Here is a 9,827-nt window from a genome sequence, read left to right as displayed (position 1 = left end):
CGCTTTGATATAACTTCATATTCTTATCATTGGGTTAACACTGTTATTTTATCACTTTGGTTAATCAATTTAAAACCCATTTTCTCCGATATTTTCTCTTTCAATATCAATATAGCATCAGATTTTTCACCCGCTTTAAAAAAGCCTTAATCACTTCTTTTTACCTTTGATGATTTAAGTTTTTACCTATTTACTCATAGTACGCTTGCCTCTTTTCCCAGATTCTAAAACCATACTGATAGACAAAAACGGCTTTTCTTAATACCTGCTTTACCACATTCAGGATAAGGCATTTTTACTTTTACTTGAATAAATGAAAGTTTCTGTACCCCTTTACTTTCAGATAGCACGAAAAACGATAAACCACATGACCTAACCTGAGCAAATCGGGATCTGCGGAGTAAGTAAAAAGCGCACTTTAGGTTAATTAGCTCAGTGCATAAATCCGCTTTCTGGGTCGGTCGTACCGACTTTCGCCTTTTTCTACCGTTCTTTTATAACCGACTTCAGGTTTTTTTCCGGCCGTAGCTCAGTTTTCATTAACTACTTTCTCCAACATTTTAACGAAACAGAGATAAATCTCCCGGCTACACCGACTTAAATCACATCAACATGAAATAAAAAACCTTCGTAATGATTGTAATGATAACTATTCTCACATTAAGATGATACCGTGATTATTGACTGTTGATGTTATAGGGTATGTCTGACCGCATTGTTGTTTCCGCTGAGCTAACGCTTGAATCGCTTTACGGCGCGCATCATGGCTGGCTGAAAAACTGGCTCACGCGCAAACTGCAATCGTCCTTTGACGCCGATGACGTAGCACAGGATACCTTCCTGCGTGTGATGGCCGGCGACTCTCTACAAGCCATTCGCGACCAAAAATCCTTCCTGTGTACGATCGCCAAAAGAGTAATGATCGATCTGTTTCGCCGCAACGCGCTGGAAAAAGCCTATCTGGAACTGCTGGCGCAACGGCCCGAGGCGCTTATGCCCTCGCCGGAAATTCGTCAGTGTCAACTCGAAACACTTCAGCAAATCGACCAGATGATCGATGGTCTGAGCAACAAAACGCGCCAAGCGTTTTTATTGTCTCAACTTGAAAATCTAACCTACAGCGACATTGCTTCACGCCTCAATGTGTCCGTCAGTTCCGTGAAAAAATATATGGCCAAAGCCACCGAGCACTGCCTGCTGTTTCGCCTGGAGCATGGACTCTGATATGGACACTATGTTAACCCATTCTCGTCGCCAGGCATTAAAATCAGCATCACACTGGTATGCAATACTGAGTAGCGATCAAGTAAGCCCGCTGCAAACTGAAAAATGGCAGCGCTGGTATGAACAGCATCAGGATCATCAATGGGCGTGGCAGCAAGTAGAAAATCTGCGTAACCAGATGCTTGTAGTGCCAGGTAATGTAGCAAGCCACACACTTCAGGAAACTTACCTGTCACGACGCAGAGTGATGAAAAGCATACTATTGCTACTAGGAGTTGGCGGGGGCTGGCAACTGTGGTGTTCGGAAATGGGAGAGGGTCTGCGGTCCGATTACCATACTGCTAAAGGAGATATTCAACATCATCGACTGAGCGATGGAACATTACTTACACTCAATACCGACAGTGCGGTAGATGTCCATTTTACCTCTCAACAACGTCTGGTACATCTCTGGTACGGCGAAATTGCCATCACTACTGGGCATGATGCCGGAGCAAAGCTGTTTCGTGTACAAACCCGCCATGCGCAACTGACTGCGCTAGGCACCCAATTTACGGTTCGTCAGGAAGCCAACACTACGCTACTTAGCGTGCAGCAACATGCCGTAGAGGTGATACTGACCGATGCCGACCAAAAATGTATTGTACGTCAGGGTGAAAGCCTAAGCTTCAGCGCCACCGATTTTGGTGAACTGACCACAGCAACCGCCGAAGACAACACGTGGACGCAGGGGATACTCAGCTTCAGCGATAAGCCACTGAATGAAGTGATAGCAACCCTCGCCCGCTATCGAAGCGGTATATTACGCTGCGACCCGGCCGTCGCCTCGCTACGGTTAAGCGGCACTTTCCCGATGAAAAATACCGATACGATATTAACCGTCATAGAGAAAACACTTCCCGTTAAGATTCAATACATTACTCGTTACTGGGTAAATGTTCTGCCTGTAGAAAAATCGTTAACGTAAAAAATAATCATTTTCGATTGTCCTTTTTTGTTTCCTCGTTCGACTTCATAAGTGAATACAGTAATAAAATGATTATGGAGACGTTATGATGCCTTTACGTGCACAGCCATTGCGCGCGCTTCACAAAGCAACACCGCTGATAATGGCGATTCGTTTGAGCCTGTTACCAGTGGCTTGCCTAACCTCAGGGATAACGTATGCTGCGGTAGAGCCAACTAGCGCACACTATGACATTAATGCAGGCGAACTGGATAAAGTTCTTAATCAGTACTCCATCCACGCCGGTATTACCCTTTCAGTAGATGCCAGCTTAACCCACGGCAAACATAGCAGCGGTCTGCATGGCAATTATTCCATCACCGATGGGCTGAACACCTTGCTGATCGGCACTGATTTGCAGGTGAAAACATTGGGCAATAACACGTTCACACTCGAACCCGCCCCTGTTGCGCAAAAAGATGTACTGACCGTGGTAGGCGACTGGCTAGGTAGTGCGCGTGAAGCTGACGTGTTTGAACATGCAGGCGCACGTGATGTCATCCGCCGGGAAGATTTTGCTAAAACAGGCGCGACTACAATGCGTGAAGTGCTGAACCGCATTCCCGGCGTCAACGCACCGGAAAACAACGGTACCGGCAGCCACGACCTAGCAATGAACTTTGGCATTCGTGGCCTGAACCCACGTCTCGCCAGCCGCTCTACGGTTCTGATGGACGGCGTTCCAGTACCCTTCGCGCCTTATGGACAGCCGCAGCTATCATTAGCGCCAGTATCTCTCGGCAACATGGACGCAATAGATGTGGTACGCGGCGGCGGCGCTGTGCGCTACGGGCCACAAAGCGTAGGCGGTGTGGTGAATTTCGTGACCCGCGCTATCCCGCAAGATTTTGGTATTGAGACCAGTGTGGAAGGACAACTTAGCCCCACATCCTCACAAAATAATCCCAAAGAAACCCATAATCTGATGATTGGCGGTACGGCAGATAACGGTTTCGGCACGGCGCTTCTCTACTCCGGCACACGCGGCAGCGACTGGCGCGAACACAGCGCCACGCACATTGACGATGTGATGCTCAAAAACCGCTATGCCCCCAATGAAATACATACCTTCAACAGTCTACTGCAATATTACGATGGCAGTGCGGATATGCCCGGCGGCCTTTCACGCGCCGACTATGATGCCAATCGCTGGCAATCCACTCGCCCATATGACCGCTTCTGGGGCCGCCGTCAGCTCGCAAGCCTCGGCTATCAATATCAACCCGATCAGCAGCACAAATTCAATATTCAGGGCTTATATACTCATACCTTGCGCAGCGGTTATCTTGAGCAGGGCAAACGCATTACCCTGTCCCCGCGCGAATACTGGGTACGCAGCATCGAACCGCGCTATAGCCAGCTCTTCAATTTAGGGCCTTCGGCCCACGAAGTAGGAATTGGCTACCGTTATGTGAATGAATCCAGTCACGAAATGCGTTACTACACCGCCACCAGCAGCGGCGAATTACCCAGCACGTCGAGCCCCTATGACCGTAATACTCGCTCCGGCACCGAAGCACATGCTTGGTACATTGACGATCGCATTGATATTGGCAACTGGACCATCACGCCTGGAATACGATTCGAACATATCAAATCCTTCCAAAACAACAATGTGAAAGGCACCCGCCAAGAAGTAAGTTACAATGCGCCATTGCCCGCACTCAACGTTCTTTATCACGTCACTGATAGCTGGAATCTTTACGCCAATACGGAAGGTTCGTTCGGTACCGTACAGTACAGCCAAATTGGCAAGGCGGTGAAAAGCGGTAATGTAGAACCTGAAAAGGCGCGAACCTGGGAAGTCGGAACTCGCTACGACGACGGCGCATTAGCTGCGGAAATGGGGCTATTCCTGATTAACTTCAACAATCAGTACGATTCTAACCAGACTAACGATACTGTTACGGCACGCGGGAAAACCCGACACACCGGGCTGGAAACTCAGGCACGTTACGATCTTTCCGAACTTACGTCCAAACTGAAGAATGTTTCGGTTTACGCCAGTTACACCTATGTCAACGCAGAAATTCGTGAAGAAGGCAACACCTACGGGAATCAAGTGCCGTTCTCACCGAAACATAAAGGTACATTTGGCATAGATTACAAACCGGGTAACTGGACCTTCAACCTCAACAGCGCATCCCAATCCAGCCAGTTTGCTGATAACGCTAATACCGTGCAGGAAAGCGCCAATGGAAGCACCGGTCGCATTCCGGGCTTTATGCTGTGGGATACGCGCGTGGCGTATGACTTCGGTCCACAAATGGCTAATCTGAGTCTGGCCTTTGGGGTGAAGAACATTTTCGACCACGAGTATTACACCCGCTCCTATGATGATAATAACAAAGGCATCTACGCCGGGCAGCCACGCACGTTCTATATGCAAGGTTCTCTAAAGTTCTGATGTTACATTAATCCGTTCGCCGGGCTCTTGCCCGGCTTTGCTATTTCTGGAGTTAGGTTATGTCTGCACTGATTCACGTCATGTTTATCGTTTTGCTCTTCTTCACCAACTTGCCCCACGCCATTGCGGTCACGGTACAGGATGAGCAGGGCAGTTTTACCCTCAATACCATTCCCCAGCGCGTGGTCGTGCTGGAATTGTCGTTTGCCGATGCGTTGGCTGCTATCAATATCAGCCCGGTAGGTATTGCCGATGATAACGATCCGCAGCGCATCCTCACGGATGTTCGCCAGCGTATTAAGCCCTGGCAATCAACAGGGACTCGCGCCCAGCCAAGCCTTGAAGCCATCAGCGCGTTGAAACCTGATCTCATCATTGCAGACAGCCAACGCCACGCGGGAATTTATCGGACACTCAAGAACATCGCCCCCGTCCTGTTACTAAAGTCCCGTAACGAAACCTACGCAGAAAACCTGCAATCTGCTGCGATCATCGGCAAAGTGATGGGAAAAGATGATGAGATGCAACAACGGCTGGCAGAGCACCATAAACGCATGAAAGACTATGCTAGCCAGTTGCCACAAGGCGTCAGTGTGATTTTTGGCACCTCGCGCGAACAGCAATTTAACCTGCACTCCAGCGACACCTATACCGGCAGCGTCTTAACGGCATTAGGGCTAAAGGTTCCCACACCAGTTAATCATGCGGCAATGACTTCTCTCAGCCTTGAACAGTTATTGGCTCTCAATCCTGACTGGCTTATCGTGGCCCACTATCGTCAGGAAAGCATCGTGAAACGCTGGCAGCAAGATACGCTGTGGCAGATGATGACAGCACAGCAAAAGCATCAGATAGCAGCGGTAGACAGCAACATCTGGGCGCGCATGCGCGGGATATTTGCCGCAGAACGCATTGGCAGTGATGCAGTAAAAATCTTCCATCATCAGCCGGTTAATGAAACACCATGAGACGCCGCTATCATCCGGTCTGGCTTTGGGGATTGCCGCTGGTCGCACTGTTTGGTGCGTTCTGGCTAAGCCTGTTTTGCTATTCTGCTATTCCCATTCCTGCCATCAGCGCGCTCAAGGCACTGGTGCCCGATCATACACCGACGCTGCCTGAAGCGCTGGTTATCAATCTGCGGTTACCACGCAGTCTGGTTGCTATTCTGCTCGGCGCAGCACTGGCATTGGCCGGCGCACTACTCCAGACGCTCACTCATAACCCGCTGGCCTCCCCCTCCTTACTGGGCATTAACAGTGGCGCAGCACTGGCAATGGCGCTGGTCAGCACTTTCAGCCCAGCGCCGCTGGCCGGATATTCCATTTCATTGGTGGCGGCCTGCGGCGGTGGAATTAGCTGGATGATAGTGATGGCCGCAAGTGGTAGCTGGCAGCAAAAATACGATCGCAACCAGCTAATTCTGGCTGGCATTGCCTTATCTGCCTTATGTATGGCACTGACACGTATTATGCTACTGCTTGCCGAAGATCATGCTTACGGCATTTTCTACTGGCTGGCAGGTGGGGTCTCCCATGTCCGCTGGCCTGAATTCTGGCAACTATCCCCTTTCGTAGTAGTCACTGCGCCTGTAGTTTTGTTGTTGGCGAAATCGCTTAATCTGCTCAACGCTGGCGATATCAGTGCCCATACGCTTGGCGTGAACCTGACGCGACTGCGCATCTTCGTCAGTCTGGCGGTACTGATTCTGGTTGGGGCCTGCGTTAGTGTGGCGGGGCCAATCGTGTTTATTGGCCTGCTAATGCCGCATCTGGCGCGTTTCTGGGTTGGCTATGATCTACGCCGCACACTGCCAATGTGCATGTTGCTGGGAGCGGTGTTTATGCTACTTGCGGATTTACTGGCCCGAGCACTGGCTTGGCCAGGCGAACTCCCGGCAGGCGCGGTTCTGGCTCTGATTGGCGCCCCCTGCTTTGTCTGGCTGGCAAGGAGACGAACATGAATCGTCAGGTTATCTCACTTTTAGGCGTGTTGCTGGTAGTTACGCTGGCGCTAGCGCTACGCATGGGCGCACAACCACTTCCTTGGGAAGCGTTAATAAGCGGCTGGCAACCCAGTGATACGCACCACTTTGTTCTGACACAGTACCGCCTACCGCGTATTTTACTCGCCATCACTGTAGGCGCGGCACTGGCGCTTTCCGGCGTCTTGGTTCAAGGTATTGTTCGTAATCCACTGGCCTCCCCTGATGTACTGGGGGTAAATCATGCAGCAAGCCTGGCATCGGTAAGCGCGCTGATCCTTTTCCCTTCTCTGCCAGTGCAGTGGCTTCCGCTCCTCGCTTTTTGCGGTGGAATGGCTGCGCTAATCCTGCTGCGGGCGATTGCCGGCCCCTCTTCGCCATTGCGCCTTGCACTAGTTGGCGTGGCACTTTCAGCTACCTGGACAAGCATCACAGACTACCTAATGCTCTCACGCCCACAAGATATCAACAACGCGCTTTTGTGGCTGACAGGCAGTCTGTGGGGACGCGACTGGCAGTTTGTAGCTATAGCCCTGCCAGTATTGATGATACTGATACCACTCAGCTTACGTTTTTGTCGCGACTTAGATTTGCTGGCGCTCGGTGATGACAGCGCCAGTACACTGGGCGTTTCGCTGCTACACGTACAATCTTGGGGATTAATGCTGGCAGTAGCACTTGCCGCAACAGGCGTCGCCGTTTGCGGGCCGATCGGTTTTATTAGCCTCGTGGTACCCCATCTCGTCCGCAGACTTGTCGGAGGACGGCATCGCTGGCTTATACCCGCATCCATGCTTATGGGGGCGCAAGTCCTACTGCTAGCCGATTTGCTGGCAAGGACCATAGCCCCACCGATGGAACTACCTGCTGGCGTACTGACCGCCATCATTGGCGCCCCCTATTTCTTCTGGCTTTTAGTGAGGATACGTTAAATGCAACTGGCTACAGAAAAGTTATCTGCGGGTTACGGGGAAAAACGCATTCTGAATGACCTGTCGCTCACCCTCCCAACCGGGAAAATCACGGCGCTGCTCGGCCCTAACGGCTGCGGAAAATCGACATTACTGAAATGCTTTTCGAGACTATTAACACCATTATCCGGAAAATTAACGATAGATAGCGAATCTTTAGCACACTTTTCCTCACGCAAGCTCGCCAGACATCTGTCGCTCTTACCACAACACCCTCTCACACCAGAGGGGATCGCCGTCCATGAACTGGTTGCATACGGACGCAGCCCCTGGCTTACATTCTGGGGGCGTTTAACATCTCATGATCGTCATCTTGTACAACAAGCAATGGAAAAAACACAGATTAGACATCTTGCCGATAAACGCGTTGCCGACCTTTCGGGCGGACAACGCCAACGCGCTTTTCTGGCGATGGTTCTGGCCCAAAATACACCGGTGGTGCTGCTCGACGAACCCACTACGTACCTAGACATCAACCATCAGGTGGAATTGATGAAGCTGTTGCGTGAGCTGAACAATGAAGGAAAAACCGTCGTGACCGTACTTCATGACCTTAATCAGGCTAGCCGGTACTGTGATCACCTAGTGCTGCTTTCGCAGGGGCAGGTGGTTGCCCAAGGCTCGCCCGAAGAGGTTATGACACCGAAATTATTACAGCGAGTATTCAGCATTGAAGCAGAAATTCACCCCGAACCAGTTTCAGGTAAACCAATGTGTGTAGTGTGTTAAGAGGGAATTTAATGTAACTGTTGGCTCTCTTCTCCAGTAAAGTTTAATATGCCCGGCTTTTTGTTAGAGATTGTATCGAGATTATTTGTTTATATCTTCCAACCCAAAAAGCCGAGCTTGAATTTACGTGATGCTAAAATTGCTGCTTTTTAGGCAAAACTAATGTTATTCACAAAAATTTTTACTCACATAATTTAATGTCTTTGACATAAGTTGTAGGCGACATCCATGAAATCTTTTCACACACTAAATAGCCGTCACTTTTTAACTTATAACCAACATAAAAAGAGATAGGAAAGCTAACGATAAATGATGCAATCATCAGCATAGTTAAATATCTGACAATCAGCTTATTAGATTTCGGTAATCGATTAAAAACAAAGAAAAAAACGGAGCCTGATATAGCATAAAATATTAAAGGAAATGAAATAAAATACATAACAATAGTGCCAGAAAATATTATTTTTTCTTTCATTAAAATCAATGAAAAAACACACTCACTTACTAAGTACATTATAGAAGTAACTATTATTAATAATATTATTCCGTATGTGATTTTTACATACTTATTATTCATTTTATTTTACCTAAACTGTTAAATACATGCTGTAAATTTCCTTCTGGCAACCTTGGTTTTCTTTCCATTTTTTCTTTTATTAACTCTATTAATTTTTTACTTATTCCATATCTTGCATCCAGAATTTCCAGACCAATAGCAACCCCCAATCCAACAAGAAGAATAACTCCAGCAGCGGCAATAATACTACCACCTAAAATAGCTGTAGCAGTCACAAATGAACCCGCAGCCCAAGAAGTAGCCGCAATTATTGCCGTTTTAGCCATATCAACAGTTATATTGCCAATGAAATCGGCTAAGGTATATTCATCTTTAAAAACAGCTTCAATCGTTCGATACATAACAGAAAAGATAATGCAGAATTTAACCCCTTTAACAATACTTGAATTAAGACCTTGCTGTCCTATACCCATCGACAGCATTTTAAGATTGTTAGCACCGTATCGCGTTCCTGTAATAATACGTCTAAGACCTGCATGACCTGATATTTTTATATAACACTTGCCATTTTTATCAAAATATTCCGTTGCTGTGATCCCTATACTTTTAAACTCTCTGACAATCGCGGAAAATCCAAAAAAATCATGTATATTTCCGGCAAAAGGTGAAATGGGATCGGTAACATAGAAAACCTTTTCATGGTAATTATTTAATTTTATTTTTGGTCTTGTTGGTGAAAAAGGGTTAATATCGCTTAAAATACTCACAGCTTCCTCTGGAGTGAGAAGTGCAATATATATGGTATTATCACTTAATACCTTTTCTAACCCTACGGCATCAAAGAATTCATGTTGAGGTTTTAACTGATTAATGCCTACATTACCCCTTAAAAAATCCCCCATGTAACCTCCCACACTGGGATCATATTTTTTATATTTCATATACCCTCTTTACTCCAGTTTAATTTTACTTATTTTTAACATCTTCGT

9 protein-coding genes and 1 pseudogene are annotated in these 9,827 nt (G+C 47.8%); 8 read left to right on the top strand and 2 right to left on the bottom strand.

Features of this window, described 5'->3' with window-relative positions:
• Positions 1–702: 702 nt before the first annotated feature.
• The 8 genes and pseudogenes from fecI to OO184_RS25520 form a co-directional block, all read left to right on the top strand.
• On the top strand, positions 703–1,224 hold the full coding sequence (fecI, locus tag OO184_RS23825; RefSeq protein WP_265381298.1) for a ferric citrate uptake sigma factor FecI: 522 nt from the start codon (positions 703–705) through the stop codon (positions 1,222–1,224).
• 1 nt (position 1,225) lies between these two features.
• Positions 1,226–2,191 (top strand): ferric citrate uptake sigma factor regulator FecR, encoded by a 966-nt coding sequence (fecR, locus tag OO184_RS23820; RefSeq protein ID WP_265381297.1) that lies wholly within the window; start codon positions 1,226–1,228, stop codon positions 2,189–2,191.
• 85 nt (positions 2,192–2,276) lie between these two features.
• Positions 2,277–4,637: a TonB-dependent Fe(3+) dicitrate receptor FecA gene (gene fecA / locus OO184_RS23815; protein WP_265381296.1), complete on the top strand. Its 2,361-nt coding sequence runs from the start codon at positions 2,277–2,279 to the stop codon at positions 4,635–4,637.
• Positions 4,638–4,696: 59 nt separating this feature from the next.
• On the top strand, positions 4,697–5,605 hold the full coding sequence (locus OO184_RS23810) for a Fe(3+) dicitrate ABC transporter substrate-binding protein FecB (RefSeq protein ID WP_265381295.1): 909 nt from the start codon (positions 4,697–4,699) through the stop codon (positions 5,603–5,605).
• Positions 5,602–6,600 (top strand): iron-dicitrate ABC transporter permease FecC, encoded by a 999-nt coding sequence (gene fecC, locus OO184_RS23805; RefSeq protein ID WP_265381294.1) that lies wholly within the window; start codon positions 5,602–5,604, stop codon positions 6,598–6,600. Before OO184_RS23810 ends, fecC begins: the two co-directional genes overlap by 4 nt.
• Positions 6,597–7,553: a Fe(3+) dicitrate ABC transporter permease subunit FecD gene (fecD, locus tag OO184_RS23800; protein ID WP_265381293.1), complete on the top strand. Its 957-nt coding sequence runs from the start codon at positions 6,597–6,599 to the stop codon at positions 7,551–7,553. Before fecC ends, fecD begins: the two co-directional genes overlap by 4 nt.
• Positions 7,554–8,321, top strand: coding sequence for a Fe(3+) dicitrate ABC transporter ATP-binding protein FecE (fecE, locus tag OO184_RS23795; RefSeq protein ID WP_265381292.1), 768 nt, complete (start codon positions 7,554–7,556; stop codon positions 8,319–8,321).
• 54 nt (positions 8,322–8,375) lie between these two features.
• Positions 8,376–8,474, top strand: a pseudogene (locus tag OO184_RS25520) (IS982 family transposase); the annotation flags it as partial.
• Between the two features lie 28 nt (positions 8,475–8,502).
• On the opposite strand, the gene OO184_RS23790 reads toward OO184_RS25520, so the two are convergent.
• Both OO184_RS23790 and OO184_RS23785 read right to left on the bottom strand, forming a co-directional pair.
• Positions 8,503–8,898, bottom strand: coding sequence for a DUF1240 domain-containing protein (locus OO184_RS23790; RefSeq protein ID WP_088374154.1), 396 nt, complete (start codon positions 8,896–8,898; stop codon positions 8,503–8,505).
• Entirely contained in the window at positions 8,895–9,779 is an 885-nt protein-coding gene (locus OO184_RS23785; protein WP_265381291.1) for a hypothetical protein, read from the bottom strand. The genes OO184_RS23790 and OO184_RS23785 overlap by 4 nt, the downstream gene beginning before the upstream one ends.
• Positions 9,780–9,827 lie beyond the last annotated feature (48 nt).

Origin of the sequence: Photorhabdus aballayi, assembly GCF_026153155.1 — a bacterium.
Classification (GTDB): domain Bacteria; phylum Pseudomonadota; class Gammaproteobacteria; order Enterobacterales; family Enterobacteriaceae; genus Photorhabdus; species Photorhabdus luminescens.
Note: the sequence above shows the minus strand (reverse complement) of the source record. Positions and strands in the feature narration are given on the sequence as shown.

Bases quoted from the DNA above. Each gene is read 5' to 3' on its own strand.
- fecI (WP_265381298.1), top strand. From the start codon at position 703: ATGTCTGACCGCATTGTTGTTTCCGCTGAGCTAACGCTTGAATCGCTT.
- fecR (WP_265381297.1), top strand. From the start codon at position 1,226: ATGGACACTATGTTAACCCATTCTCGTCGCCAGGCATTAAAATCAGCA.
- fecA (WP_265381296.1), top strand. From the start codon at position 2,277: ATGATGCCTTTACGTGCACAGCCATTGCGCGCGCTTCACAAAGCAACA.
- OO184_RS23810 (WP_265381295.1), top strand. From the start codon at position 4,697: ATGTCTGCACTGATTCACGTCATGTTTATCGTTTTGCTCTTCTTCACC.
- fecC (WP_265381294.1), top strand. From the start codon at position 5,602: ATGAGACGCCGCTATCATCCGGTCTGGCTTTGGGGATTGCCGCTGGTC.
- fecD (WP_265381293.1), top strand. From the start codon at position 6,597: ATGAATCGTCAGGTTATCTCACTTTTAGGCGTGTTGCTGGTAGTTACG.
- fecE (WP_265381292.1), top strand. From the start codon at position 7,554: ATGCAACTGGCTACAGAAAAGTTATCTGCGGGTTACGGGGAAAAACGC.
- OO184_RS23790 (WP_088374154.1), bottom strand. From the start codon at position 8,898: ATGAATAATAAGTATGTAAAAATCACATACGGAATAATATTATTAATA.
- OO184_RS23785 (WP_265381291.1), bottom strand. From the start codon at position 9,779: ATGAAATATAAAAAATATGATCCCAGTGTGGGAGGTTACATGGGGGAT.